General features: G+C 70.2%; 23 protein-coding genes and 1 pseudogene. 10 read left to right on the top strand and 14 right to left on the bottom strand.

Annotated features, from left to right (window positions below; genetic code table 11):
• Positions 1-1397, bottom strand: a pseudogene (locus Q1N79_RS05990) (urocanate hydratase); the annotation flags it as partial.
• Between the two features lie 46 nt (positions 1398-1443).
• Positions 1444-3021: a histidine ammonia-lyase gene (gene hutH, locus Q1N79_RS05985; RefSeq protein WP_300605404.1), complete on the bottom strand. Its 1578-nt coding sequence runs from the start codon at positions 3019-3021 to the stop codon at positions 1444-1446.
• 74 nt (positions 3022-3095) lie between these two features.
• Here hutH and Q1N79_RS05980 point away from each other — a divergent pair, with 74 nt between their 5' ends.
• On the top strand, positions 3096-3854 hold the full coding sequence (locus tag Q1N79_RS05980) for an IclR family transcriptional regulator (protein WP_300605403.1): 759 nt from the start codon (positions 3096-3098) through the stop codon (positions 3852-3854).
• Positions 3855-3864: 10 nt separating this feature from the next.
• Here the strand turns inward: Q1N79_RS05980 and Q1N79_RS05975 are convergent, their stop codons facing one another.
• Positions 3865-4722, bottom strand: a complete 858-nt coding sequence (locus Q1N79_RS05975) for a hypothetical protein (RefSeq protein WP_300605402.1) — start codon at positions 4720-4722, stop codon at positions 3865-3867.
• A gap of 289 nt (positions 4723-5011) precedes the next feature.
• Entirely contained in the window at positions 5012-6295 is a 1284-nt protein-coding gene (locus Q1N79_RS05970) for a DNA cytosine methyltransferase (RefSeq protein ID WP_300605401.1), read from the bottom strand.
• A gap of 292 nt (positions 6296-6587) precedes the next feature.
• On the opposite strand from Q1N79_RS05970, the gene Q1N79_RS05965 reads away from it, so the two are divergent.
• A complete protein-coding gene (locus Q1N79_RS05965) occupies positions 6588-8174 on the top strand; it encodes an MFS transporter (protein WP_300605400.1) in 1587 nt (528 codons plus the stop codon).
• Between the two features lie 289 nt (positions 8175-8463).
• Here Q1N79_RS05965 and Q1N79_RS05955 read toward each other — a convergent pair whose 3' ends face one another.
• Complete coding sequence (locus tag Q1N79_RS05955; protein ID WP_300605399.1) at positions 8464-9483, bottom strand: methyltransferase domain-containing protein; 1020 nt, start codon at positions 9481-9483, stop codon at positions 8464-8466.
• A 134-nt stretch (positions 9484-9617) separates the two neighbouring features.
• The gene (locus tag Q1N79_RS05950; protein WP_300605398.1) at positions 9618-10490 is read right to left on the bottom strand and encodes a radical SAM protein; all 873 of its coding nucleotides are present in this window, start codon (positions 10488-10490) and stop codon (positions 9618-9620) included.
• A gap of 285 nt (positions 10491-10775) precedes the next feature.
• On the opposite strand from Q1N79_RS05950, the gene Q1N79_RS05945 reads away from it, so the two are divergent.
• The gene (locus Q1N79_RS05945) at positions 10776-11594 is read left to right on the top strand and encodes a GntR family transcriptional regulator (protein ID WP_300605397.1); all 819 of its coding nucleotides are present in this window, start codon (positions 10776-10778) and stop codon (positions 11592-11594) included.
• Here the strand turns inward: Q1N79_RS05945 and Q1N79_RS05940 are convergent.
• The 6 genes from Q1N79_RS05940 to Q1N79_RS05915 are packed head-to-tail and all read right to left on the bottom strand — an operon-like array spanning position 11591 to position 17489.
• Complete coding sequence (locus Q1N79_RS05940; RefSeq protein WP_300605396.1) at positions 11591-12352, bottom strand: protein phosphatase 2C domain-containing protein; 762 nt, start codon at positions 12350-12352, stop codon at positions 11591-11593. The genes Q1N79_RS05945 and Q1N79_RS05940 overlap by 4 nt on opposite strands.
• 39 nt (positions 12353-12391) lie before the next feature.
• The gene (locus Q1N79_RS05935) at positions 12392-13684 is read right to left on the bottom strand and encodes an alpha/beta fold hydrolase (protein ID WP_300605395.1); all 1293 of its coding nucleotides are present in this window, start codon (positions 13682-13684) and stop codon (positions 12392-12394) included.
• Positions 13681-14499 (bottom strand): hypothetical protein, encoded by an 819-nt coding sequence (locus Q1N79_RS05930; protein ID WP_300605394.1) that lies wholly within the window; start codon positions 14497-14499, stop codon positions 13681-13683. Before Q1N79_RS05930 ends, Q1N79_RS05935 begins: the two co-directional genes overlap by 4 nt.
• 4 nt (positions 14500-14503) lie before the next feature.
• Positions 14504-16198, bottom strand: a complete 1695-nt coding sequence (locus tag Q1N79_RS05925; protein WP_300605393.1) for an iron ABC transporter permease — start codon at positions 16196-16198, stop codon at positions 14504-14506.
• Positions 16195-17256 carry an extracellular solute-binding protein gene (locus Q1N79_RS05920; RefSeq protein WP_300605392.1) on the bottom strand — a complete coding sequence of 354 codons (1062 nt, stop codon included), beginning with the start codon at positions 17254-17256 and terminating at the stop codon, positions 16195-16197. The genes Q1N79_RS05925 and Q1N79_RS05920 overlap by 4 nt, the downstream gene beginning before the upstream one ends.
• Positions 17253-17489, bottom strand: coding sequence for a hypothetical protein (locus Q1N79_RS05915; protein ID WP_300605391.1), 237 nt, complete (start codon positions 17487-17489; stop codon positions 17253-17255). The genes Q1N79_RS05920 and Q1N79_RS05915 overlap by 4 nt, the downstream gene beginning before the upstream one ends.
• Before the next feature lie 416 nt (positions 17490-17905).
• On the opposite strand from Q1N79_RS05915, the gene Q1N79_RS05910 reads away from it, so the two are divergent.
• A complete protein-coding gene (locus Q1N79_RS05910; RefSeq protein ID WP_300605390.1) occupies positions 17906-18739 on the top strand; it encodes a hypothetical protein in 834 nt (277 codons plus the stop codon).
• 42 nt (positions 18740-18781) lie between these two features.
• Here the strand turns inward: Q1N79_RS05910 and Q1N79_RS05905 are convergent, their stop codons facing one another.
• On the bottom strand, positions 18782-19750 hold the full coding sequence (locus Q1N79_RS05905) for a zinc-binding alcohol dehydrogenase family protein (protein ID WP_300605389.1): 969 nt from the start codon (positions 19748-19750) through the stop codon (positions 18782-18784).
• Positions 19751-19848: 98 nt separating this feature from the next.
• Here Q1N79_RS05905 and Q1N79_RS05900 point away from each other — a divergent pair, with 98 nt between their 5' ends.
• The gene (locus Q1N79_RS05900) at positions 19849-20310 is read left to right on the top strand and encodes a MarR family transcriptional regulator (protein WP_300605388.1); all 462 of its coding nucleotides are present in this window, start codon (positions 19849-19851) and stop codon (positions 20308-20310) included.
• 29 nt (positions 20311-20339) lie between these two features.
• Here the strand turns inward: Q1N79_RS05900 and Q1N79_RS05895 are convergent, their stop codons facing one another.
• Positions 20340-21338 (bottom strand): helix-turn-helix domain-containing protein, encoded by a 999-nt coding sequence (locus Q1N79_RS05895; RefSeq protein ID WP_300605387.1) that lies wholly within the window; start codon positions 21336-21338, stop codon positions 20340-20342.
• Positions 21339-21558: 220 nt separating this feature from the next.
• On the opposite strand from Q1N79_RS05895, the gene Q1N79_RS05890 reads away from it, so the two are divergent.
• The 5 genes from Q1N79_RS05890 to Q1N79_RS05870 all read left to right on the top strand — a co-directional run bounded on the left by Q1N79_RS05890 (position 21559) and on the right by Q1N79_RS05870 (position 25867).
• Complete coding sequence (locus Q1N79_RS05890) at positions 21559-22407, top strand: hypothetical protein (protein WP_300605386.1); 849 nt, start codon at positions 21559-21561, stop codon at positions 22405-22407.
• A 148-nt stretch (positions 22408-22555) separates the two neighbouring features.
• Entirely contained in the window at positions 22556-23407 is an 852-nt protein-coding gene (locus Q1N79_RS05885; protein ID WP_300605385.1) for a hypothetical protein, read from the top strand.
• 62 nt (positions 23408-23469) lie between these two features.
• A complete protein-coding gene (locus Q1N79_RS05880; protein WP_300605384.1) occupies positions 23470-23862 on the top strand; it encodes a nuclear transport factor 2 family protein in 393 nt (130 codons plus the stop codon).
• Positions 23863-23960: 98 nt separating this feature from the next.
• Complete coding sequence (locus tag Q1N79_RS05875) at positions 23961-24497, top strand: sigma-70 family RNA polymerase sigma factor (RefSeq protein ID WP_300605383.1); 537 nt, start codon at positions 23961-23963, stop codon at positions 24495-24497.
• A complete protein-coding gene (locus Q1N79_RS05870) occupies positions 24494-25867 on the top strand; it encodes a hypothetical protein (RefSeq protein ID WP_300605382.1) in 1374 nt (457 codons plus the stop codon). Before Q1N79_RS05875 ends, Q1N79_RS05870 begins: the two co-directional genes overlap by 4 nt.
• The last annotated feature ends 23 nt before the right edge of the window (positions 25868-25890 follow it).

Genomic DNA, 25890 nt, shown 5'->3' with positions numbered 1-25890 from the left:
CAGCGGCCAGTCCGCGATCGCGTCAGACCCGTCGGCCATCGACTCGGTCTCCCGGTAGGGGGACGCCACCGAGCCGGCGTCCAGGTGGTCGCGGCCGATGACGATCGGCGCCGACACCTTCCCCGCGGCGACCAGGCGTTGAACTCAAGGCCCGCCTTGTCCCGCTCGCCGTAGCCGAGCCAGCAGATCCGGGCAGGCAGCCCCTGAAACGCTACCCGTTCCGAAGCGGCCCTGATCCAGCGGTGCAGGTGGTCGTTGTCAGGAAACAGCGAGAGCACCGCCTCGTCGGTGGCCCGGATGTCCGCCGGATCGCCGGACAGCGCCGCCCACCGGAACGGGCCCTTCCCCTCGGCGAACAGCGGCCGGATGTAGGCGGGCACGAAGCCGGGGAACGCGAACGCCCGCGCGAAGCCGCCGAGCCGCGCCTCGTCGCGGATCGAGTTGCCGTAGTCGAAGACCTCGGCGCCCGCGTCGAGGAAGCCGACCATGGCAGCGACGTGGCGCGCCATAGACGCCCGGGATCGTTCGGTGAATTCTTGTGGTTTCTTGTCGGCGTAGTCGTGCCAGTCGGCCAGCTCCACCCCCACCGGCAGGTAGGACAGCGGGTCGTGCGCCGACGTCTGGTCGGTGACGATGTCGACCTCGACGCCGCGGCGCAGCAGCTCGGGCAGCACGACCGCGCAGTTGCCCACGAGGCCGACCGACAGCGCCCGCCGGTCCTTCCTGGCCGCCGCGCAGCGGGCGATCGCGTCGTCGAAGTCGTCGGCCACCACGTCGAGGTAGCGCGTCGCGACCCGCCGCGCCAGCCGGGCCGGGTCCACGTCGACGACCAGGCAGGCGCCGCCGTTCAGCGTCACGGCGAGCGGCTGCGCGCCGCCCATCCCGCCGCAGCCGCCGGTCACGGTGAGCGTGCCGGCCAGCGTGCCGTTAAACCGCCTGGCCGCCACGGCGGCGAACGTCTCGTAGGTGCCCTGCAGGATGCCCTGGGTGCCGATGTAGATCCACGACCCCGCGGTCATCTGCCCGTACATGGTCAGCCCCGCGTGCTCAAGGCGGCGGAACTCCGGCCACGTCGCCCAGTCGGGCACCAGGTTCGAGTTCGCGATCAGCACCCGCGGCGCCCACTCGTGCGTGCGCACGACGCCGACCGGCTTGCCTGACTGGACGAGCATGGTCTCGTCCTCGCCCAGCGTCGTCAGCGTGGCGACCATGGCGTCGAACGCGGCCCAGCTGCGCGCCGCCCGGCCGGTGCCGCCGTAGACGACGAGGTCGCCGGGCCGTTCGGCCACCTCGGGGTCGAGGTTGTTCATCAGCATCCGCAGCGGTGCCTCGGTCTGCCACGACCGGGCGGTCAGCGTGGTGCCGCGCGGTGCGCGGACGGGGCGGGCGCCTTCCATGCCTGTCCAGCTCCTTTCACATGCTTTTATTCCGAACGATCCCGGCCTACTCAAGCGGCCCGGTGACTGCTTGCGCGGCGCGCACGGCGCCGCCGGTCGCGACGTACTCCACGGCCGCCTCGATCTGCGGGCCGAGGAAGCGGTCGGGGCCCGGTCCGGCCACGGTCGCCCGCAGGCCGGCGACCACGGCCGCCGTCGCGGGCGCGGGGGAGACCGGCGCGCGCAGGTCGAGCGCGCGGGCGGCGGTCAGCACCTCGATCGCGAGCACGCGGGTCAGGCCGTCGACGGCGCGGCGCAGCTTGCGCGCCGCCGACCAGCCCATCGACACGTGGTCCTCCTGCATCGCGCTGGACGGGATCGAGTCGACCGAGGCCGGGGCGGCCAGCCGCTTGAGCTCGCTCACGATCGCGGCCTGGGTGTACTGGGCGATCATGTGCCCGGAGTCCACGCCGGGGTCGTCGGCCAGGAACGCCGGCAGCCCGTGGCTGCGTGCCACGTCGAGGAAGCGGTCGGTGCGCCGCTCGGCGATCGAGGCGAGGTCGGCGACCGCGATCGCGAGGAAGTCGAGCACGTAGCCGACCGGCGCGCCGTGGAAGTTGCCGTTGCTCTCCACCCGCCCGTCGGGCGTGACCACGGGGTTGTCGATCGCCGCGGCAAGCTCCCGGCCGGCCACGGTCTCGGCGTGCGCCAGCGTGTCGCGGGCCGCGCCGTGCACCTGCGGCGAGCAGCGCAGCGAGTAGGCGTCCTGCACCCGGGTGCAGACGTTCGGGTGCCGGTGGCTGGCCATGATCGCGGAGTTCGCCAGCAGGGCGCGCAGGTTCGCGGCGCTGGCGGCCTGGCCGGGATGCGGGCGCAGCGCCTGCAGGTCGGCGGCGAACACCGCGTCGGTGCCAAGCTGCGCCTCGACGCTCATCGCGGCGGCGATGTCGGCGGTCGTCAGCAGCAGCCGCAGGTCCGCCGCGGCGAGCACCAGCATGCCGCACATGCCGTCGGTGCCGTTGATCAGCGCCAGGCCTTCCTTCTCCGCGAGCTGCAGCGGCTCGATCCCGGCGCCGGCGAGCGCCGTGGCGGCGGGCAGCCGCGGGCCGGTGACGCCGGCGGCGGCGATCCGCACCGTGCCCTCGCCCATCGCGGCGAGCGCGCAGTGCGCGAGCGGGGCCAGGTCGCCGGAGCAGCCGAGCGAACCGTACTCATGCACGACCGGGGTGATACCCGCGTTGAGCATCGCCGCATAGGTGCGCGCCACCTCCAGGCGCACCCCCGTGCGGCCGGTGGCCAGCGTGGACAGCCGCAGCAGCAGCAGCGCCCTGATCACCTCGGTCTCCACCTCCGCGCCAGACCCGGCCGCGTGCGAGCGGATCAGGCTGCGCTGCAGGTGGGCGCGCAGCGGCACGGGGATGTGCCTGGTCGCCAGCGCGCCGAAGCCGGTGGAGACCCCGTAGTGCGGCTGCTCGTCCGCGGCGAGCGCCTCGATGACCTTGCGGCTGGCGGTGATCTCGTCCGCTGCTTGCGCCGAGAGCTCGACGGGCGCGCCGTGCCGGGCGACGGTTATGACGTCGGAGAAGCTCAGCGGGCCGGTGCCCACGACGACCGTGCCTTCGGCGGTGCTGGTGCTGGTGTCCACGCCTTCCATGGCATCCCACGACGGCGGCCGGCGCCAGACCCGCCTGCCTCGTACTGTCTGGTATCCAAGACAGTGTGAGCGACGTCCCCGCCGCGCGCCAGGTGCTGGCGATCCTGCGGTATTTGTCCCGCCAGCCGCGGCCGGTGCCCGCCAGCGCGATCGCGCGCGACCTCGGGCTGCCCCGCTCGACCGCCTACCACCTGCTGGCCGAGCTGATCGCCGCGGGCTTCGTCGTGCACCTGGCCGACGACCGCCGCTACGGGCTCGGCGTCAGCGCCTACGAGCTCGCCACCGGCTACGTCCGCCAGGCGCCGCTGCAGCGGCTCGCCCGGGTGCCGCTGTCGGACCTGACCGACGCGACCGGGCACAGCTCGCACCTGGCGGTCATGCACGGCAGGGAGGTCCTCTACGTGATCGAGGACCGGGCGCCGGGCCGGGCGCCGCTGGTCACCGACGTGGGGGTGCGGCTGCCCGCGCAGCTGACGGCGAGCGGCCGCGCCATGCTCGCCGCGCTCCCGGCGGCTAACGTCCGCGCGCTGTTCCCCGGTGCTGGCGCGTTCGTGCTGCGCACCGACCGCGGCCCGCGCGGCCCGCGCGACCTGCACGCCCTGCTCGCAGAGGTGAGGCAGCGCGGCTACGCGACAGAGGACGGCGACGTGACCCCCGGCCTGAAGTCGGTGGCCGCCGCGGTGCTCGACCACACCGGCCACCCGGAGGCCGGCGTCGCGGTGACGTTCCCCGCCGCCGAGGTCGACGACGCGGGCTTCGCCCGCATCTCGTCGCTGGTGGTCGCCGCGGCCGCCGAGATCAGCCGCCGCATCCGGGGCTCGTGACCCGACTCCCTTAGCTGATTTCCTGCAAGTAGCGTCCGAGACGGCGTCTGATCGCCTCCGCTACGGCATCACGTTCACCGCCATGTGCGACAGCTTTTGCCGGGGCTATCTCGAATGCCGCCCTGCTCAGGGTGGCTGCGTCGGTACCAATAACCAGGCTCACCCGGATCGGTGCGGGTGTTCCGTCAACACCAGGCTGAGTGTCGATATCAAAGACATAGATCCAGTCGCTCGGCTGGGAAGCACGGTCGTCTAGAAGCCGCCAGGTCCCGTCTGGCTGCTCATGAAGTTCTGGTCCTCCGAGGAAGGGCTGCCAGGAATCCCACACTGGCTGAGGAAGCGCCAGCGCACATCCGACCGATGTGTCTCGTCTGGTGATCTGGAACTTGAAGGCGATCTGGTAGAAGGTACGTTTGAAAACGTTAGATATGTTCGGCCCCTCCACCTTCCGGCTCGCCCACTCAGGATTCTCCGCGAGCTGCTCAGGGAAGCGCTCCTTATGCAGATCGAGGGCACTGGTAAGCGCTGAAACCGCATGAGTGTAGCTACCGTGCGTGTCCGTGGTCTGAAGCTCGATCACGCCGTATCTCCCGCTGGCGATGGCGGGCCCATCTGGCCTGGGCACGGAATCTATCGGATGGACAGGAAGGAGTTCTATGACGGTGATGTCGAATGACAGTTCGGGGGATGCCGGAGTCTTGGCGAGGCTGATCTCCCCGCCAAGCTTGTCTTGGAAATAGACGAAGACGCGACTGCCGCTACCTACCGCATTAAGGATCTCCGATCGGCCGTCCACGTCGCCGAGTGCGACTACGGGGCGGATCAGGACAGGATCAAGCGGCGGTATTCCGTACAGACGGCAGACCATGTCGCTTAGAAGGCCGTCGTCTAGGGCTCGGTAGGGGCAAACCAGCCAGTCTTGCCGCGGGCCGTTGCTGCTTGCGCTGATCGTGCAGACGCCGCGTGAGGGTGCAGCCTTAATGCATAGTGTGCTGCGCTTCAAGGTGTGAGTCAGGAACGGGCAGCGTTTGGATTCCTGGTCCTCAATTGGCGTGTCACCATAGGAGACGGTCGGAAAAACTCTATGCCCGAACCATTCGGCTATGTGGGGCCGTGATGTCGCACGGTCAGGCTGCGAAGCGCTCTTTACCTGCCGGTCAGGACTCAAGATCGGCCCTTCTGGTGGTGCTGACATCAGATAGCCCCGGCAGGCCGGGAGCTAGTTCCCCATTTGTACCAAGAAACTTCACGGGACGGCGGCGGAAAGGCGCGTGCAATCGTTCGCCTAGCCGACCGTCGAGGCACCGGCGGATTTCCGACGCGATAGCTTCGGACAGTTGGGCAGGCACGGCGTTGCCCACTTGCTCGTACTGGCTGCTTCGAGGACCGTGGAATACGAAACTGTCGGGAAAGCCCTGAAGTCTGGCTGCCTCGCGGATCGTTATCGTCCGGTCCTGCTCCGGGTGCGTGTATTCACCTGACTTCGGATCGCGGAATCGTGTGATCACGGCGCGTGGCACTCCATCCCATGTCATCCGCCGATATCGCCGGGTGTGGTCCTTCCGTAGCGCCCGTTGCATGCCTGATGGCAGCAACTCGTGCGGCAAGTCCCGCCAGTCCTGACCAGGCTTGATGCTGGCCAGCCTGGTGAGGTTAGCTGGCGAGAGCCGTGCCGCGTAGTGGTTAGACAGCTCGCCGTTCAAGCCTGCGCGCATCATCTTCTGGTACGCGCTTACAGGCGGACCCACGTAGTGCGATGTTTCTTCCCCGGCAACGACCGGCGGCAGGTCACCGATCGCCTCGAAGGCCGTGACGAAGCCCTCCAATTGCCACGCCGGGATAGTGCAGTTTGGCAGCAGGTCCCCGATCCTGGCCCTGCCTACGGAAGGACGCGGGAAACCGTATCCGGCCGGGATAGCAAGATCCTTACGCCAGGCGATGATGATCAGCCGCCAGCGCATCTGCGGCGCTCCGTACTGGGCCGCCAGCAGCTCTGCACACGCAGCCTCGTACCCTACCTCGCTGAGCCCCTCCAAGATCGCCTGCAGGTAGGCCCCTCCGGCGAGAGTGACCAGGCCGGGCACGTTTTCGATGACTACACACCGGGGCTGCAGCTGGGAGGCAAGCCGCAGCACCTCCCGGAACAGGTTGTTCCGCGTGTCCCAGACAACGCGCGACCCGATGATAGAGAACCCTTGACAGGGCGGCCCGGCAAAGAGCAGGTGGAGCTGACCGGGCGCGATGTCAGCAGCGCTCATCACCTTGGCCGCGTCGACGTCGCGGAGGTCCGCGGTGAGGAAGTCACCAGGCAGGTTGGCCCGGTGAGTCAAGCCGCAAGCGAGATCAACATCAGTGGCGAGCCGAAGATCCCAGCCGGCCCGCACCAGCCCTAGAGACGCGCCGCCAGCCCCGCAGAACAGATCGATCGCAGTCGGGGTCATGAGGTCAGCTTGCCATCTGCCGCTGACATTCACCGGGATGTTCGACGTCTCAGGCTTTGTGTCACAGGCGAGCTATGGTGGCGGCGATGCCTTCGAGGCGGACGTCGTCGCGCAGCGTCCCGGCGGTGATTCCGGCGTCGGGGGAGCGTCTGTGCAGCGTACCCCCGAGCGGAGGTACCATCTCCGGTTCGTGTTATCGTCGCAAGAGAAAGTGCCCAGGGGATGTCACACTCCTGCGGGCTGCGCTGTCTCTCGGGCATGGAGAATCACGAATCCAGGCAGGGGGCACCGGATGTCCGACATCGGCGTGCCGCGTGACGCGGTACCGGTAACGGGGACGCACCGGGCGGCTCCGGATTCGCGGCGCTGGCTGATCCTGGCGACCGTGGGACTCGCCCAGCTCATGATCGTCCTCGACCTCACGGTGGTGAACATCGCGCTGCCGTCCGCGCAGCACACGCTGCACTTCGCCACCGTGGACAGGCAGTGGGTGGTGACGGCGTACGCGCTGACGTTCGGCAGCCTGCTGCTGCTTGGCGGGCGGCTGGCCGACCTGCTCGGCCGCAAGGTCACATTCATGATCGGCCTGGCCGGCTTCGCGGTCGTGTCCGCCGTGGGCGGAGCGTCCGTCACCTTTGCCATGCTGGTGACGGCCCGCGCCTGCCAGGGCGGCTTCGCGGCGGTCATGGCGCCGTCGGCGCTGTCGATCCTGACCAACACGTTCCAGGATCCCAAGGACCGCGGCAAGGCGTTCGGCGTGTTCGGCTCGATCGCCGGGGCCGGCAGCGCGGTCGGCCTGCTGCTTGGCGGCGCGCTGACGTCGTACCTGTCCTGGCGGTGGACCCTGTACGTCAACCTGTTCTTCGCCGGGGTGGCGCTGGCCGGCGCGACGGTGCTGCTGCGGCGGGAGCCCGCCCGCGGCGGTCAGCGGCTTGACCTGCCCGGCGCCGTCCTGGTCGGCGGGGCGATGTTCTGCCTGGTCTACGGGCTCGGCAACGCCGCCACGCACAGCTGGCACACGCCGTCGACGTGGGGCTTCCTCGTCGCGGGCGTCATCGGGCTTGCGGCGTTCGCCGTCTGGCAGACGCGCGCGAGGCAGCCGCTGCTGCCGCCCCGGGTGGTGCTCGACCGCAACCGCGGCGGCGCCTACCTGGCGATGCTCACCGCCAGCTCCGGCATGTTCGGCATCTTCTTGTTCGTCACCTACTACCTGCAGACCAGCCTGGGCTACTCGCCGGTCGTCACCGGGTTCGCCTACCTGCCGATGGTTGCCACGCTGATGGTCACCGGCATCGTCGGGCAGATCGTGCTGATGCCGCGGACCGGTCCCAAGCCGCTGGTCGGGCTCGGCATGCTGATCGCGGCGGCCGGCATGGTCTGGCTGACCGGGATCGGCGTCCATTCCGGGTACGCGTCGGCCATCCTCGGGCCGCTGCTGGTGACCGCGCTCGGCCTCGGGCTGGTGATCGCGCCCGCGGTGAACACCGGCACGTACGGCGTCGCGCCGTACGACGCGGGCGTGGCGTCGGCGACGGTCAGCGTGGGCCAGCAGCTCGGCGGCTCGATCGGCACCGCGCTGCTGAACACGCTGGTGGCCAGCGCCACCGCGAGCTTCCTGGCGTCCCACCTGAACCCGCGGACCATCGTTGCCGGCCATCCCAGCCCGGCGCTCGTGCAGCAGTCGCTCGTGCATGGCTATATCGTCGGCTTCTGGTGGACGGCGGCCATCTTCGCGCTCGGCGCCGTGGTGTGCGGGACGCTGCTGAAGCGCGGGCCGCTGTACCCGCGGCAGGCACGCGCCGCCGGTTCCGCGATCGCGCCCGCGACCGCGGAACCGGCGGCGGCACGGGCGGAAACCGTCGTCCGCCCGGCGGAGTGACCGGCGGCCAGGATAACGGGGAGGAAGATGCCGCCCCTGACCGGTATTTTCCTTCCCGAAAATCGCCCTGTCCGGAATATCCGGTTCCGGGATTCCGGCATACCGGGCATATCGCATCGTCGGGCGGCAGCGCGGTCGGCCGCGGTCACCGCGCCAAGCACAGCGGAGAACGGGTGGCGCGGTACGCCGAGCCAGTCCGCCCAGGCGCCGAACTACCGGCTGTCATCGAGCAGCGTCTCACCGATGTCGAAGACCACCGACACCACAGCCATGTCCGCGCTCCCTCGCGCTAATTTGTGATTGTTGCCTGCCAGCGGCCACGGGACAGATGGACAGTGCCGTCTGGGGTGATCCTGGCCTTGGCGCCATAGGCCGGGAGGGATCCGTCGCAGAGCCATTGGCTGCGAAGGTCATCGAGGGTGTCCCAGAGGCGTTGTGGGCCAGCCTGATGGATGACGGGTGACTTGTTCCCTTTGGCCGTGGCCCGTGCCCAGGAACCGTCGGGGTGCAGTATCCACGCGGTCCGGGTGCCATCCGGGTCTTCCTCGTAGTGATGGACGACGTCAGGCACCATGATGCCGAAGGTGGAGTAGAGGTCCCAGGCCTGGTTGACGTTGATGACAGGAAGCTGGCTGCTGGCGACATGGTCGCCGTCGGCTTCGCGAATGGCTGTGAAGCGGTCGGGCATCACATGCCGGCAGCTAGAGCCGGTGCGGGCGTCCATGAAGCCGGCGCGGTCCCATTCGGTGCGGCCGGTCGCGCCACCGTCGGGTGTCTTGTCGGCGGTGAGGATGAGGTTGGTGCCGCTGATCGTGGTGACGAGTCGGCCGTCAGGACGTAGCGCGGCAAGCCAGCTGGCGGGGATCGGGCGGACGGCTACGGTGGCGATGATGCGATCGTAGGTGCCTGGGAGAGGTCCGGTCGCGTCGACAGCGCGCACGTCGGGACGGAAGCTTATCTTGTCGAGCCGCTCGGCGGCGATTTTGGTGAGGTACTCGTCGACGTCGATGCTCACCACGTGCGCGTCGCTGAGCCGGGCGGAAAGGAGCGCGGCACCGTACCCGCTGCCGGTTCCGACGTCGAGGATATCCATGTCGTCGGTGATCATGGCGTGCCGGTACATCTGCACGAGCAGGCTGGGCAGCGTGGCTGATGAGGTCGGGCGCCCTGTCGCCTGGTCGCCGGAGACGGCGTGGTCGGCGTGTGCCGTGTCGATCTGCGTGACGACGGACTGGTCGTAGTAGGCGGCTTCCAGCCACGCCTCAGGGTCGGCGGGACCATCGCGGACTTCCCAGGTGTCGTGCCACATGCCGAGACCCGGGGCCACTCGGGCCCACCAGCGCGGGATGAAAACGTGCCGGGGAATAGCGGCGACGGCGGGTCGCCAGCGGGATACCGAGTGCGTTGTCCCGGCGGCGAGACGCTGTGCGTATGGTTTCCAGTTCACTCGGGCTTCTTGGATGGGTCACAGTCGTTGCTGTCGGCGGGAGAGCAGGTGACGCAGGAGTCACGCTCTGGCACGACAGCCAGGATCTCCCGCCACGCGCGTCCAGCGAAGAGGTCGCCGAGCGGCGTCTCGTGCACGTTCCCTGCGACAAGGAACCGGCCAAGGACGCACGGGGTTAGCTGGCCATCCATGCCGATCGCGGCGCGGCCCTTGCCGCACCGGCCGCACAGTTCCGAGACGAGAGGCTCAGCGCCACGAGCCGCGCGCCCAATGCCGCGGGAGCGGTCGGCGTGCATCGCCGTGACACCGAGGGAGCGCAGGTCGGTCATCGCGGCGTCGATGTCCTGTCCCTCGACCACCGCAACGAGCCCGGCGCGAACGCGGATGCCCTGCTTAACGGCTTCGGCGATGTTGGCTCGGGTGCGGGCGTGGCTGCCTCGACTGCCGGTGACCTCGGTATGCTTTCCGGGGTCCGCGGAATACCAGGAAAACCCGATGGACACACTCGGCTGGGCGAATAGCCCCCATAGTTCCGGGGTGACGCGCACGAGGTTAGTGTAGACGTCCACCTTCAGGCCAACGCTGAGGGCATGGCGCGCGAGGCGGGGTAGGCCGGGCTCGAGGGTCGGCTCGCCGCCGATGAACTGGACGGTCTTCACGCCGAGAGCGGCAGCTTGGTCCATTACGCGTTCCCAGTCCTCTGTGGTCATCGAGCCGTGCCCGCCGTGGGGACCGCTTTCGCTGTAGCAGTGGGCGCACTGGAGCTGGCAGAACTGGGTGATCTCCAGTTCGAGGAACGACGGGATGGTGGCCGGGCCGTTATCGTTGGCTGTGGTTGGGGGTGTGGGCTCGGCTTCTGTGGTCGTCATATTCCTTCCTCCGGTCTCCGGGCTTGGGCAGGCATGGGATAGCGATGGCGCGTCTCCGAGTGTCGGCGAGGCTCCGCATGGGGGTTGCGTTCCGCCAACATGTGTTCTCTTTTCTCCTAAGATAATCAGATCAACGGCGGCGTATGTTGTCAATCTCTTAGGAAAAAGATTTGATGCAAGCTGTCTTACATGATCGAGTGGGCGCAGCCACGCTCGGTGCCAGGTACTCTCTTAGGAAAATAACGTGCGGGGGCAGGTTCGACTTGAGTTGAGGGATGGCTTCTAGTGCCTGGCAGAAATTCTCGCTACCCGGAGATCGCTGCGTTGCTGCGGACCCGCATCCTTGCAGGAGAGTGGGCACCGGGGAGCACCCTGCCCACGCTGGATGCCCTGGCTGCGGAGTATGGCGCGGACAAGAATACGATCTCACGCGCTATCAGTGAGATCCTGGAGCCGGAGGGGATGGTCTGGGCCGTCCCGAAGCGCGGCACGATCGTCCGGTACGGGATGGTCCGGCCGCACCGGATGCGCGGCAACCTGGTCAAGCGGAACCTCGCGACGAGCGGTCCCGGCTATAGCTTCCCGTCCGCTTCGGGGCAGGAAGTCTGGCGGCACCACATCACGCCGACCGCCAAGCCCGAAAAGCTGAACGAGCCACGCATCGCCAGGCTGCTTAAGGTTCGCGAAGGCACCGAGGTACTGCTCAGGCATCGCGTCACCGGGCCGGAGGCTGAACCGCCGTTCCAGATAAGCAACTCGTGGATTCACCCGCGGGTCGCCAGCATTCCCGGCGTGTCCGGGCAGGCACCAGGCCCGGGGGACTGGCTATACCGCATCGAGAAGGTGGGACACGGCCCGTTGTCGTGGATGGAATACCACCGGGCCAGGATGCCCACCAAGACCGAGGCAGCGGAGTTGCAAATCCCCATGACCATGCCGGTACTGGAGATAATCCGCGTCGGGCGGTCCGCCGCCGACGGCGAGCCGGTTGAGGTTACTGAGTACGTGATCCCCAGCGACCGGGTCGAGACCGTGCACGAACTCCACCGAGACGATTCAGCGGCGTGGCCCTGGTCAGAGTACGACACCGAGGACGGCGGCTAGGCCCTGCCCGCCAGTCTGGCCGCGGCACCCAGGACCAGGGAGCTGCCCTCCCGCTCCTGCCAGGCGCCGTCAGGCACGTCCACGACGATCACTGTGACGTTGTCCGGCGCACCAGCGGAATAAGCCAGCCGGACCAGGCTGTCGGCCGCATGGTCAAGGTCGCCGCCATCGGCCAGCACCTCGCGGATGGCGCCGGGGCTGACGACCGCGCTCAGGCCATCGGAGCAGATCAGATAGCGGTCGCCGGGCGCCGCGGACCGCAGGGTAAGGTCCGGGGACCACCCAGGCCGCGCATCGAGAAAACGCACAAGGTACGCGCTGATGGGCTCTGGCATGGGGGTGGCCACAAGGTTGCTGACGACGTGATCTTCGGTGATCTGCTTGAGGACTTGGTGCCTCAACCGGTAAGCGCGCGAGTCACCGATGTGTGCGATGGCCACGTGACTTCCCGACCAGAGCATCGCGGTCAGGGTAGAGCCCATGCTAGCCAGGCCAGGATCGGCCTCGGCCTTGGCAGCGAGCTGCCTGTTCGCCGCACCGATCGCCGCACCGAGGATGGTCGTCAGCCCTTCGGTATCCGCGGCGACATCGAACGGCCGGATCGCGTCGATCACTGTAGCGCTCGCGACATCACCGGCATCATGCCCGCCCATGCCGTCCGCCACCGCGCAGAGCCACCGGCCGGCATATGCCGAATCTTCGTTCCCCTCGCGGACCAGCCCCGGACTCGAAGCGGCGGCGACCCGTGATGATGACACTTGCTGTCCCCCCGTCTTGGGGCAGGTGACATGTCTGTTTTACACCTCGCCGCGGTTCATCGCGATCAGCCGGCCGAGCACCTTGCCGCCGCTGACCCGCAGCCCGTCGTGCTCGTACTCGCTGGTCACCCAGGGCCGCAGCCCGCGGATCCGCGCCGCCGTCCGCGCTGACAGCTCCACCGGCACGTACATGTCGTCGTAGTACACCGCGGCCGCCGCGGGCACCTCGCAGGCCGCCAGCCGGGCCGGGTCGTAGAGCGCAGGCCAGTCCTCCCGTGCCGCCAGCAGGTCGGCTGCCTCGCGCAGCGGTCGCAGCGCCGGGTCGAGGTCGACCATCCACGGGTAGACCATCTCCCCGGTGAAGTACAGCGGGGCGTCCCCGGCCAGCGCGGCCGCCGCGCCGAACTCAGGGAACTCCGCCCGCACCCGCTGCGCCGCCCACCCGGTGGCCGCGCCCTGCGCGTAGCAGGCCTCGTGCAGCACCGCGTACAGCGGCGCGGCGGCGAAGCTGACCCGCCTGGCGACATCCCACAGGAAAGCGTCCGACAGCCCGCCGTCGCCGTCGAACGGGTTCTCAAGCAGGTAGTGCAGTTCGTGGCTGCCGGTGCCCGACCCGAGCATGCCCCCGATCGCCTGGAACCCCTCGACGGTCAGCGGCGCGCCGCCGGGCAGCCGCACGGCGTGCTCGGCCAGGTAGCGCGCGATCGCGCGGGCCCGCGACTCGTCCTCGGGGTAGCGCGAGTAATGCGCCGCGTTCTTCGCCGCCACCCGCCGGTAGGTGATCCGGTACACGTCGTCGGCGCGGGTGTCCAGCCCTGGCAGGCCCCCGGTGATCAGCGCCTCGCGCATGCCGTGCGGCGCGAACGACAGGTAGGTGACCGCGCAGAACCCGCCGAAGCTCTGCCCGAGCACGCTCCACGGCTCGCCGCCCGCCAGCTCACGGCGGATCAGCTCGGCGTCGAGCACGATGGCATCGGCCCGGAACAGCGCCAGGTACTCCGCCTGCGCCCGCCCCGGCCCAAGCCCGGCCAGCGACCTGGCGGTGATCCTCGACGACCGGCCGGTGCCGCGCTGGTCGACCAGCAGCACCCGGTAGTCGTCGAGAGCCCGGTCCAGCCAGCTCTCCCGGCCGACCGGCCGCTGCGCCGCGAACCCGGGGCCGCCCTGCAGGAACACCAGCCACGGCAGGCGGTCGGCGCGGCCGGCCTTGCCCGCGGCGACCACCTCCCGCGCGAACACCTCGATCTGCTCCCCGTCCGGGCGGGCGTGGTCGAGCGGCACGAGGAACGTGTGGTCGGTCAGGACGGTGCCGGGATGACGGAAGCTGGTCACGAACCGAACGGTACCGTCGGGGCTGCCTGGCTGGCCTGGCCGCCCCACCGGGTGACCGACACGAGCGCCGCCCCGCTCGTCGCGTCGACGTCGAACCCCGGCGCGCCCGCCGACCAGCCGGGCGACGCGAACACCGACCCCCCGCCGACCCCGGTGTACGTGGTGCCGTCGAGCGACACCTCGCCTGCGCCCCCCGCGGCGGTGACCCGGACAGGCACGCCGCTCGGCAGGCTGAGCAGGAACTGGCTGGCCCCGCCCGCGAGCTGGACAGGCACCTGGCGGCCCGGCCGCGGCAGCGTCAGGTCGACGACATCAGAGCCGGCCCCGATGAAGATCCCCGTGACCCGGCCGCCGCGCAGGTCGGCGACGGTGCGCTGGGTGCCGCCGTCGAAGTCGAGCAGCCAGCTGACGGCCGCGTTCAGCGTGACGGTGACCGGTCCCGGCCCGCCGCTCGCCGACAGGACGATAAAGTCATTTTTCCCCGAACGAGCCGTGCCGCCTCCCTCGGCCACCCGCACCTGCGGGGGCGGCGCGCCGCGCGGCGTGCTGACTGCCAGCAGCGTCCCGCCGGCGCCGCCGAGGTTCGCGACGCCGACCGAGAGCAGGGCGGTGCCGCTGGCCACCTGCAGCGCGGCACTGGAGATCCCGGCAGCGGGCACGGTCGCGACGTGCGATCCCGCGGGCGCGGGGGGCGCGGCCCCTGGCCGCGCCGACGGCGGCGTGGGGATGCCGACCGCGAGCGCCGTGCCGCCGGCCGCCATGACCGCGACGGCCGCCCCGGCCACGATGATCGCCCGCCGTCCGGTGAGCTGCACGCCGCTAACGATACGGGACGCGAGCCCGCGGCCGCGTTCGGCTGGTAGCCCCCGCCACCCCGGGATCAAAGGCACTTTGCACACCCCGTGACCATTTCTGCGCCGTCCGTGCGGGAAGGCGGTCGAAGTAGCGGCCGAGCACGTAGCTCGGCACGGCGGCGATGGCGATCATCAGCAGCGCGAACGGGGCGCACTGGCCGTAGGCCAGGTTCTGCTCGTAGTTCCAGAACTGGGTGGCGAGCGTCTGCACTCCTGTCGGCACCAGGATCAGCGTCGCGGTCAGCTCGGTGACCGCGGACAGGAACACCAGGCAGAACGCGGCGGCCATGCCCGGGGTGACCAGCGGCCTGGTCACCCGCCAGAACACCACGAGCGGCCGCTGGCCGAGCGTCCTGGCGACGTCCTCCAGTCCGCTGGGCGCCTGCGCCACCGACGCGCGCACTCCGACAAGGGCGAGCGGGAAGAACATGATCGCGTACGCGAGGATCAGCATCGGCGCCGTCTGGTAGCCGATGCCGTCGCCGTACCGTTCGCTGAAGTACGACAGCGACAGGGCGATGACCAGGCCCGGCATGGCCAGCACCAGGTAGGTGCTGCGCTCAAGCAGGCGGGCCGCGCGGCCGCCGCGGCGGACGACGAGGATGGCCACCGGCAGCGCCATCAGCGTGGCGAGCGCCGCGGCGCAGCCGCTGTAGACGGCGGTGTAATAGGTGGCGTCAAGCAGCGAGACGCCGGCGAACGGCTGCTGGGTGCCGGTGGCCCACCAGTAGGCCGCCGACCCGACCGGGACACCGAGCGCCAGCAGGACGAGCGCGCCGACCAGCGCAAGCGCGGGCACTGCCCACGGGCCAAGGTGGTAGCGGGGAGTGACGCGCTGCGCCGTCCGGCTGACCCGGCTGACGCGGCCCCGCCCGCGCCCCTGGCCGGCCCACTCGGCGGCCAGCACGGCCAGGCCGATGGCGATCAGCACGAGCGAGAGCGCGCAGGCGGCGGGCACGTTGAACGAGAGGGAAAACTCGGTGAAGATCTCGGTCGTGAAGGTCTGGTAGCCGAGTATCTCGAATGCGCCGTACTCGGCGAGCATGACCATGATGACAAGCAGGCAGCCGCCGAGGATGGCGACCTTCGACTGGCCGATCGTGACGCGCCAGAAGGTCTTCAGCCGGCCCGCGCCCAGGCTGCGGGCCACTTCCTCCTGGGCGGGGTCGGCGTTGCGCAAGCTGGCGGCCACCGGCAGGTACACCAGCGGGTAGACCGCCAGCGTCATCACCAGGACCGCGCCGCGAAAACCCGAGACGGCGTTGCTCAGCGACGCCCAGCCGAACGACACGACGAAGTCCGGGATCGCCAGCGGCACCACGAGCAGCACGGCCCACACGCGCCGGCCTGGCAGGTCGGTGCGCTCCGTCAGCCACGCCGCGCCGGTCCCGATGACCGCGCACAGGGCCGTGACGACGGCGCTGAGCCGGACGGTGTTCCACAGCAGCTGGGCGGTCAGCGAGCGGTCGATCAGGCTGGCGACCTTTCCGACGCCGGCCCCCTGAGCCTCGATGAGCAGGAACGCCAGCGGAACCACGAGCACGGCCGCGACGAGCAGGCTGACCGGCAGCAGCCCGGACGGCCGTGTCCGCCGCGGCCGCGGGCGACTCGCCAGCTCCCTGGCGAGAACTGCGGTCCCTGCCGTCCCGGCCCCGGTCACAGCAGCCCGGCCTTGGACAGCAGCGCGATCGCGGTGGAGCCGTCGCCGAGTTCGGCGATGCTGATCGGGTACGGCTGGAGCTGGCTGAACGGTGTTTCCGGGGCCGCCGTCGTCACGCCGTCGTCGAGCGGGTACTCGTAGCTGATCGAGTGCGCGATGATCTCCTGCCCGGCCTTGGACACCAGGAAGGCGAGGAACCTCTGCGCCAGCGCCTGATGCTTGGAGGACTTGAGGATGGCCGCGCCCGAGACGTCGACCACGTAGCCGGGGTCGTGCGGGGCGAAGTAGGTGATCTCCGAGTGGACGTTGGACGCGCCGAGCTCGGCCTTCATCCGGTACCAGTAGTACTGGTTGACCACCCCGAAGGCCACCGCGCCGCGGTTGACCTCGTCGGCGATCGTCTCGTTGTCCGGGTAGATGTGCGCGCCGGCGTTGGCCTTGATGCCGTCAAGCCAGGACAGTGCCTGCGCCTGGCCGTAGGCGCGGGCGACCGCGGTGACGATCGGCTGGAAGTCGGTCTCGCCGGCCGCGAACGCGAGCTTTCCCTTGTACCTGGGGTCCGCGAGCTGCAGCACCGTGGTGGGCAGCTCGGACTTGCTGATCAGCGACGGGTTGTAGATCAGCACGCTGACCCGCGCCGATACCCCGACCCAGTCCGCTTGCGGGGAGTTGTACTTGGCGGGGGTCCTGGCCAGCGTCGAGGGATCGACGGGCGCCAGCAGCCCCTTCTCCTGCAGGGCCTCCAGGGCAGGGGAGTTCTCCGTGTAGAAGACGTCGGCGATCGGGTGCGCCTGTTCGGCCAGGATCTCGTCGACGAAGCTGTCCTCGTCGTTGTAGCGGACGTTCACCTTGATGCCGGTCTGCAGCTCGAACGCGTTCACCAGCGACTGGGTGGTCTGCTCATGCTGGCCGCTGTACAGCGTGATCGAGTCCGCCCCCGACGACGCCCCGCCGAGCGCGGTGCCGCAGGCGGCGAGCGTGCCGGCGGCCAGCACGGCGGCGAGCGTCACGCCCAGCGCGGCGGCAAGGCGCCGGACGCGGCGACGGGGGGCGGTCATGACGCCGCCTGCGGGCAGATCGCGTTGACCGCGGCCGCGGCCTTGGTGACCGCCGCGCTGGCGGTGCTGCCGCCCGCGCCGCTCCCCGAGCTGAACTGCTGGTAGGCGGTGGCCAGCGCGAGCACCGCGCGCTCGAGCGCGGCGTCGCCGATCTTGAGCTGCCGCAGCTGCAGGACCTGCGCCTGCGCGTACCCGACGGCATCCGCGCCCGGATCCGGGCCGTCGGAGAGCACATCGGCGACGGCCGTACAATCCTGCTGGAGGGCCGAGCCGAGGATGGACGTCGATGAGCTCGCGGTCGAGGACCCGCAGGCGGTGACGGCGGTAACGGCGGTGACGGCCAGCAGTGCCAGGGCCGCCAGTGTCAGCGTTCGTTGGTACGGGATGACCGCTCACTCCCAACTAAGGTTAGCCTTACCTAAGCGGGCTTTACCTTAAGCGAGGAGACCCGCCGTCCGCAAGTGAGGCCGGGACTCACTTCGGTGAAAACTTGCGCACCAGCCGTCGCGGCGGCGTCGAGCGTCGCCGGCCACGCTGTGCCCGGGCCAGGCTGTACCGGAATTTTGTGATCTATACGGAATAAACGCATTGCGGTAGTTTCATGCTGACGCTGAGGTGGCTGCGTTCTTTCTGATCAGGAGGGAAAGCGATGTCGCGGAGCACTGCGCGGATTGCCGGTCTCGCGGTGGCGGTCACGGCCGCGTCCGGCCTCGTGCTCGGCGGCGCCGCGGTGCCCGCACTCGCCGCCAGCGCACCGTATTTCGTCGTGCTCGGCACCGAGCAGTACCCGGCTCCTAGCGTCGCCAATGGTGGTCACGGCTGCTCGACGGGCCTGTACTCGACGCAGGTCTCGGCCGGCGCGCCCGCCTACGTCGCGGCGATAGGGTCGAACATCTACGCGGGCGCCCCGTGCGTGGTGAAACTCGAGAGGTCCGCAGACAAGGGGAAGTCCTGGACGGTCATCGCGCCCGCGCTCACCGTGCCGGCCGTCGCGGGGGACATCACCGACGCGAAGACGGGCAATTACTACGACGGGCCGGGCTTCGAGGCGCGTGCCTGCGTCGCCCTCGGCGCGAAGGCAGCCCCGCACTGCGGCAAGGCGATCTCGCTGGCCAAGGGCACCGGCAAGCCGGTCGGCGGGCCCGAGACCGTGGCCTACACGAAGGAGACAACGATAGTCCCGGCCGCCGGCTACTGCGGCACCGCCCTGTTCGGCTCCACCGTCGCCAAGAACGCGTCATCCCGGGCGGGCGCCGACGTCGTCGGGCTCTCGCTGAAGACCACGTGCACCATGTACCTGCAGGACTCGCGCAATGGCGGCAAGACATGGAGCACCGTGTCCGCCAGCTACACGCTGCCCGCCAAGTTCGCAGAAACGGCGAGCTACACGGTCAACACCGTGCCCGACGGCCCGGGAACGCTCGCGCGGTCCTGCGTGCGGTCGGGAACGAGCAAGGCCGTGTCCTGCACCGCGCCCTGGTAACCGCATGAGGCTGCGCGGTCGCTTCGCTTGAGGCCTTTCCCGCTACGGCACGAGCACGGTGCGCTCGCCCGGCGCGTCCGGCCGGTTCCAGATCGCCGTCACGTCCGCCAGGGGTACCGTGTTCGGCTTGACCTCGATCGTGCCGGCGTCGATCTCCTCGATGAGCGAGGGCAACTCGGCCAGGTAGGCCGCGGCCGAGACGGCGCCCTGTCCGGTGCCCTGCAGGCGGAGGTTCGCTGAGCGCAGCACGACAGAGGGCAGCTCCATCGTCGGGCCGGCTATCGCGCCGACCTGGATCCAGTTCAGCGCCCGGCTGCGATCCGCGCGCGCGGTCAGCAGCGCCATCATGGCCTGCTGGGCCGGCTTGCCCCACAGGTAGTCGATGACGATGTCGGCCTCGCCTGCCGCGGTGCCGAGCGCTAGGTCCGTCGCGTCACGGTCGGCGGTCAGCGGGACCACCTCGTCGGCGCCAAGAAAGGTGAGCGCGGCGAGCCGCTTACGATCGCGCCCGGCGCCGATCACCCGCCCGGCACCGAGCCGCCTGGCGACTTGGACGGCCATCGTTCCCGCGTTCCCTGTGGCGCCGAGCACGAAGACGCTCTGGCCGGGCTCGAGCGGGACCCGGCGCCGCAGCGCGACCCACGACGACATCGCCGGGTTCATCGCGGCGGCGATCTTCGCGACGTCGGCGTCGCCGGGCAGCTCGACGGCGCGCCGCACGTCGACGACCGCCTTGTCCGCCATCGTGCCGATGACGTCGTCGTCGGTCGCGAAGTAGATCAGCCGGCCGTCCGGCAGGCGGCCTACCCCGTCGACGCCGGGGATCATGGGCAGCGTCCCCGTGCTGGTGTAGTGGGCTCCGGCAGCCCCGGTCCGCACGCGCGGGTGCAGGCCGACGGCGAGCACGTCGACGAGGATCTCCTGGTCGCCGGCCGGCTGCGGAACCTCGAACCGCTGGTAACGCGGCGGCTCGCCGAACGAGGTCACGACGGCGGCGTTCATGGTTGCCATGGCTGCGGTCCTCCTGTCTGAGTGCTGCCGAACCCATTTAGTTGGTGGCACGTACTAATTTAGTTGGTGGCGCGTACTAAATCAAGTACACTGCGGGCGTGGAAGCTCGGCTGAGCGCCGTCGACGGACTGGCGCAGCTCTCGTTCCTGATCCAGGGGATTCTCGAGCGCAGGGCGGGGGAGCGGGATCTCTCGATCGTCCAGATGCGCCTGCTCGGCGTGCTGCGGGACCGCACGCCGACGATGAACGAGCTGGCAAGGCTCCTGGACCTGGACAAGTCGAGCGTCACCGGGCTGGTCGACCGCGCGCAGCGCCGCGGCCTCGTCGAGCGCGTTCCGTCGGCGACGGACCGGCGGGCGGTGCTGGTCAGCCTCACCGACCACGGCCGGGCGCTCGCCGCCGAGGGCGCGGCCCGCTTCGCGGCAGATGTCTGGCTGCTGCTTGAGCGCCTGCCGCCGGCTGATCGCGACGCGCTGTCAGAACTCGTCAGCCGGCTGCTCGTCGCGCACGCGGCAGATCACGGGATCGATCTGTTCCCCGCCATCCGCTCGGCTGGCTAGCGCCCGCACGCGTCCGTTGCCGATCACGCCTAGGCGGCGGATCCCGTCACGGTCACGCTGGAGACGTCCGCCTGGTAGGTGCCAGCCGCGTCCGGTGGCAGCAGCGTGAACCAGATGAGGACGTACCGGATGTAGGGGTGCGAGGCCAGCGGCAGCCGAAGCGCGCCGCCGGCGTTCGCCGCGCTCGCCACCACGTGCAGGTCCGCGACGGCTGTCCCGGCGCGCAGCTGGAGGTCGGCGCCTGGCGTGCTGCCCAGCTGGATGGACACGCTCGCGGCCCGCACGGTCCGGCCCAGGTCGAGCAGCAGGCCCGTGCCTGCCTGCACGTTGCCGAACCGCGCGGTCGCGTACCAGTCGGTGTGCCACGGCGTGGCCGGATCGCCCGACAGCGCCAGCGAGGCGGTCTGCGGGTTGTCGCCATCGGATGTGCCGCTTGGGCCGAACGCCACGGCGCTGACCGGCGTGATCTTGATCAGCGGCACCGCCGTCCGGGCGGGACTGGCCGGTTTGGATGCCGTCCCGAAGCGCGGGTTCGATCGCGGGCTGCCCGATGCGACGGGAGTCCGTGCCGCCGTCCGGCTGGGAGCCGCGGCGGACGGCTGGGAACCGCCCCCGGGTCCGGAAGTGAGCCGGATCGCGACGTATCCGATCAGGGCGAGGCAGACGAGCATCGCGATCGGGACCAGCCACCCGCCACGCCGGCGCCGCGGGCGGCGCGGCGGCTCCCAGCGCAGGTCCTCCCGCGTGGCCGGGCTCGCGGGTTGTTGGCTCGCGGGCAGGCCCGCGGCCGGGCCGCCGGGCAGGTGCGCGGTGTCGTACTCGCTGATCAGCGGCCGCGGATCCGTGCCCACGGCCGCGGCGATCGCGCGGATGTGGCCGCGCGCGTAGAAGTCGCCACCGCAGCTGCCGAACTCATCCTGCTCGATGGCGCGGATCAGGCCCTCCCTGATGCGAGTGCGCGCGCTGACATCAGCCACGGTCAGCCCTTCCCTGTGCCGTGCCTCGGACAGCGACCCGCCGATGCTCACATCTGCCAGGATTGCTCGCTCTACCAGGCCCTGTCCAGGCCCTGTCCAGGGCGTATCCGGGGCCGACGGCGTTCGCGGGCCTGATAACAGCAAGAGGCGGGCCAGAGCTGATAACAGCAAGAAGCGCCGGCGCCCCCGCTGCCGCGCTCCAGAAGACACGCGAGAAACACGCCGAGGGAGGGCGCTTGCCATCTCCTATCCGAACAAATATTCTATCTATATGCCAGTTCTCGCCACCAGCACGCCGGCACACGAAGCCATCGACAAGTTCATCGGCCACCTGGCCGAACACGGATTCGCTGTCAGCACGCGGCGTCTTCGCAGGCATTTCCTCGGCGAGTACCTGCGCCACGCCAGCCAAGCGGCCGACACCACCGACCTCACGGCGGGGGAGCTGCTGGACCCCGCGCGGGCCGCCGCGTGGCTGTCCGACGCGGCCGCGGGGAAGACCCGCACCAGGACCCCGCTGCGCGGCCGCGATGCCGCCGCCTACCCCAATTCGATGCGCGCGCGCATCCACTCCTACAACGCCTTCGCCGAGTTCCTCGGCCTGCCGGACCGGCTTGACACCCGGCCGCCCGCGGTCGGCTACCGGCTGACCCCCAGGGATACCAAGCGCCTGCTCCGCGAGCTGGCGGCCAGCAGGCCGTTCTACGGCGAGCAGGCGGCGGTGCTGCGCACCGCGGCCGTCGCCGCGCTGGTCGCCGACACCGACACGAACGTCCCCGAGCTCGCCCGCCTCAAAATCCGGGCCCTGCACCTGGACGGCGACGGCGACGCACGAGTCGAGCTCCCCGGGGGCTCGTGCCCGCTGAGCGACGTGACAGTGGCGATCCTCGGCCGGTGGCTCGCCGCCCGCGCGGCCATCATCGCCGAGCTCGAGGGCAGCGATCCCGGTCACCTGTGGATTCCGGTCCAGCCCGGGCGCCCGCGAGGCGGCCGCGCGCCCGTCAAGCCCGGCATCACGCCGGCGGCCGTCCGCACCCTCCATGCCGCCCACCGCAACCTCGTCCGCCAGGTGCTTGGCACCCCGCTCCGCCCCGGCGCGTTCCGCGAGGCAGGCAAGTGACCGGCGCCGGTCCTGCCCGGCTTCCCGCCGCAGCCGCCCGCGGGCCCGCAGGCCGTTCTCTCCCTCGTCCTCCAGAACGAACCCCGCCGTCTGCCCCAGCCCAGGCCATCCTGCCTCGCGCTGGCGGTCCGCCAGTAGCATGAACACCATGCCGGATCCGGACATCGCCAAGGCTGAGGCGGCCAGCCGGCTCGCTCCCACCGGTGAGCAGTCCAGGCTTATCGAGCGGGCAACCGAAGCCGTATCGGCCGACGAGAGAATCCTGGCGGCCTGGCTGGCGGGCAGTTTCGCGGCGGGCACGGCCGATGAGTTCAGCGACATAGACCTGCACTGCGCCATCAGCGACGACAGCGCCGACTGGTTCAGGCAGCACTGGACAGACCTGGCCAGGCGGATCAGCCCGGTCGTGCTCGCGTCGCCGATTCCCGGCCTGATCGGGGGATATGTCATCACCCCTGAATGGGTGCATTTCGACATCGTCTTCCATCCGCTGGCGCGCCTCGATCCGCACAAGACCGGCCCGATGCGGCCGTTGCTCGATCGCGCCGGGATTCTGCCTGCCGAGCCCGTCGCGCCCGCTGACGTGCACGGCCCGCCTTATTTCCCGGCAGGCAGCGTCGATGTCTACTTCTACCTGCTCGGCAACCTGGCCGTCGTGCTGGGCCGCGGCGAGATCCTGCTCGCGTCCAACGGCGCGGTCATGCGGCGTGACCTGGGCCTGGTGCCGCTCATGCTGGCCGAGAACGGCGTGCGCAAGTCCGATGGGAACAAGCGGCTGAACCGCTACCTGACCGCGGAACAGCGCACGTTCCTTGAGTCGCTGCCGCCGCTCGCGGCGCGGCGCGACGCGGTGATCGAGTTCGACCGTCGGGTCGCCGCCGAGTTCATCAGGCGCGGCCGGGCCCTGGCCGGCGCAACGGGCGCGAACTGGCCCGCGGACCTGGAACAGGCGACCGTGGCCTACCTGCACCGCAGCCTGGGCGCCGGCTTCGGCCCCTGATCCGATTGACGAGTCGGCCAGCCGAGGTCACGATGGTATGGGCTACGGACGGGAGAGCGGCGATGGCGCATGCGAATGAGGATCTCGTACGCGGGGGATTCGAGGCGTTCCGCAAAGGCGACCTCGACACGCTGCAGAGCCAGTTCTTCGCGCAAGGCATCGTGTGGCACGTCCCTGGCAAGAACCCGCTAGGCGGCGAGTACACCGGCATAGAGCAGGTCCTGGGCTACCTGGGCCGGGCGTTCCAGCTCTCCGACGGAACCGTCGACATCGAGTTGCAGGACGTGCTCGCCAATGACCGCCACGCGGTGGCTCTGTTCCGCTCGCGGGCCGAACGGAATGGCCGGCACCTCGATACGTTCGACGCCGTGATCCTCCGGGTCAAGGACGGCAAGCTCGCCGAGGCCTGGCACCGGTCGGGCGATCCGTACGCCGCGGACGTTTTCTGGTCCTGAGCCATTCCCCGATAAAGAAACCGGCCGGGTCCTGACTTATCTGCGCAGAGGTGTTGGCGGCGAGCTGCGCGCAGGTGTTGGCGCCGGTTGGATCAGCGATGGATGATGCGGGCACTGGTGACGAGCGGTCGCGGGTAGGGTCCGCTGGCGGCCTGACGCCGTTCGAGGCGTGGTACCGCGGCGAGTATCCCAACATGGTGCGCGTGCTCACCCTGGTCAGCGGGGATGCCGAGATCGCCGCCGACGCGGCGGCCGAGGCCTTCACCCGGGCGCTCGCGAACTGGGGCCGCGTCGCGGCGATGGCGTCGCCCGCCGGCTGGGCGTACACGGTGGCGCTTAACGTCCTGCGACGCCGCCAGCAACGGGCGCGTATCGAGCAGTTGATCGCGCGGCGCGAGCCGCCGCCGCCTCCGATTCCCGAAGATCGGCTGTACCTCTGGGAGGCCGTCCGGTCGCTGCCGCCGCGCCAGCGCACCGCGATCGTGCTGCATTACGTGGCGGACATGCCGCAGGACCAGGTGGCCAAGATCATGGGCGTGGCGCCGGGCACCGTCGCCGCCACCTTGCATGCCGCGCGGGACAGCCTGAGGGGCAAGCTCAACGGGTCGGACAGTGACGGGACGGACAGGCCATGACCGACAGCGCTCGCGCCGTGCTGGACCTGGCGGCGGCCATTCCGGTCGGCGAGCCGCCGTCTGGCGCCGACCTGACCAGGCGTGTGCGGCGCCGCCGCCGGATACGGATCGCCTCCGTGGCGGCAGTGATCGCCCTGCTCGCGTTGGCGGCCGGGTTGCTGGCGTCCGCCGGCCCGCAGGCGGGCGCAGGGAAGGCCGGGCGCGGGCAGGCGCATACCCAGCTGACCGCGTACGACGTCGCGCTCGCGGCCGGACGGCATGCGCTGACCGCCCTCGGCGGCCCCCCGGTCGGTTCGTTTGGCCTGATCAGGTCCGGTCAGCTGTGGGTGCTCGACGGTGACGGCCTGTTCCTGACCGGTGATGGCGGCAGCAGCTGGAAACTGGTCGCGGTACCGGGGGCGGGTGACCCGCTGGCCAATTACGAGGCCATCGACTTCGTGAGCCTTCGGCAGGGATGGATCGTCGTCAGCCGGGTCAACAGCCTCCAAGTCGCCCGAACCTCAGATGGCGGGACGGAGTGGAGTTCGGTCACGCTGCCCGCGTCGCTGTTTCCCCGTGGCTGGCAGGGCGCGGACGTGAGCTTCATCAACCAGTCCGACGGATGGGTCGTCGTCCAGCCGTACACGCCGCCTGGGCGCCAGGCACGGTCGGTCGTCCTCTACACGACCGACGGCGGCGTGCGCTGGACGGTCGCGACCGCGGCAGCGCCGGTGAGCTCCGTGATCTTCTCTTCCGCCACCTCCGGGTGGGGTCTTGGCCTTGGCGCCACCAGCCTCTACCGCACCACTGACGGCGGCAGCAGCTGGCAGCCTGTCACGCTGCCGCGGCCAGCGGGCACCGCAGCGGGCGCCTGGATCTCCCTGACCCTGCCCGAGGTCGCGGGCGGCCGCGCGGTCCTGCTCGCGGTGCCGGGCGCGGGCGACGCGGTCACGGAAAGCACGGCCGATGGCGGACGGACGTGGGTCGCCCGGCAGGCGCCGTTCCGCGGCGAGCCCGTCTATCCGCAGGCCGCGACGGGGGAGGGGGCGGTGTGCGCGGACTGCGTCGTGCCCGGTGACGAGCCGTTCGCCGTGCTTGGCCCGGCGCAGTGGCGGTACTGGGGAGGCGGCCGCGTCTACACGACGACCGACTCGGGCGCGACATGGAGTTCTGTGCAGCCGAACCTGTCGTTCGCCGCCGTGGGCGGCACGCTCGGGCGGGTAGGCGTGGACAACGAGGGACCCGAGCCTCCGCTGCAGTTCACTTCGCCGCAGGCGGGATGGGCGCTGGCGAGCACCAGCGGCGCCAACGGCCAGCAGTCGCAGTCGGTGCTGCTCGTGACCGATGACGGGGGCGGGGCGTTTTCCGCCGTTCCGTCCCCGCGCGGTTAGCTCCACCCGGTGAAGGAGGATGG

Origin of the sequence: Trebonia sp. (genome assembly GCF_030042015.1) — a bacterium.
GTDB lineage: Bacteria > Actinomycetota > Actinomycetes > Streptosporangiales > Streptosporangiaceae > Trebonia.
The sequence above is the reverse complement of the archived record's forward strand: the minus strand, read 5'-3'. Positions and strand labels throughout refer to the sequence as shown.

Coding starts and splice junctions, on each gene's coding strand:
- Q1N79_RS05975 (WP_300605402.1), bottom strand. CDS start 4,722: ATGGTCTGCCGTCTGTACGGAATACCGCCGCTTGATCCTGTCCTGATC.
- Q1N79_RS05970 (WP_300605401.1), bottom strand. CDS start 6,295: ATGACCCCGACTGCGATCGATCTGTTCTGCGGGGCTGGCGGCGCGTCT.
- Q1N79_RS05965 (WP_300605400.1), top strand. CDS start 6,588: ATGTCCGACATCGGCGTGCCGCGTGACGCGGTACCGGTAACGGGGACG.
- Q1N79_RS05955 (WP_300605399.1), bottom strand. CDS start 9,483: ATGTGGCACGACACCTGGGAAGTCCGCGATGGTCCCGCCGACCCTGAG.
- Q1N79_RS05950 (WP_300605398.1), bottom strand. CDS start 10,490: ATGACGACCACAGAAGCCGAGCCCACACCCCCAACCACAGCCAACGAT.
- Q1N79_RS05920 (WP_300605392.1), bottom strand. CDS start 17,256: ATGACCGCCCCCCGTCGCCGCGTCCGGCGCCTTGCCGCCGCGCTGGGC.
- Q1N79_RS05910 (WP_300605390.1), top strand. CDS start 17,906: ATGTCGCGGAGCACTGCGCGGATTGCCGGTCTCGCGGTGGCGGTCACG.
- Q1N79_RS05905 (WP_300605389.1), bottom strand. CDS start 19,750: ATGGCAACCATGAACGCCGCCGTCGTGACCTCGTTCGGCGAGCCGCCG.
- Q1N79_RS05890 (WP_300605386.1), top strand. CDS start 21,559: ATGCCAGTTCTCGCCACCAGCACGCCGGCACACGAAGCCATCGACAAG.
- Q1N79_RS05885 (WP_300605385.1), top strand. CDS start 22,556: ATGCCGGATCCGGACATCGCCAAGGCTGAGGCGGCCAGCCGGCTCGCT.
- Q1N79_RS05880 (WP_300605384.1), top strand. CDS start 23,470: ATGGCGCATGCGAATGAGGATCTCGTACGCGGGGGATTCGAGGCGTTC.
- Q1N79_RS05875 (WP_300605383.1), top strand. CDS start 23,961: ATGGATGATGCGGGCACTGGTGACGAGCGGTCGCGGGTAGGGTCCGCT.
- Q1N79_RS05870 (WP_300605382.1), top strand. CDS start 24,494: ATGACCGACAGCGCTCGCGCCGTGCTGGACCTGGCGGCGGCCATTCCG.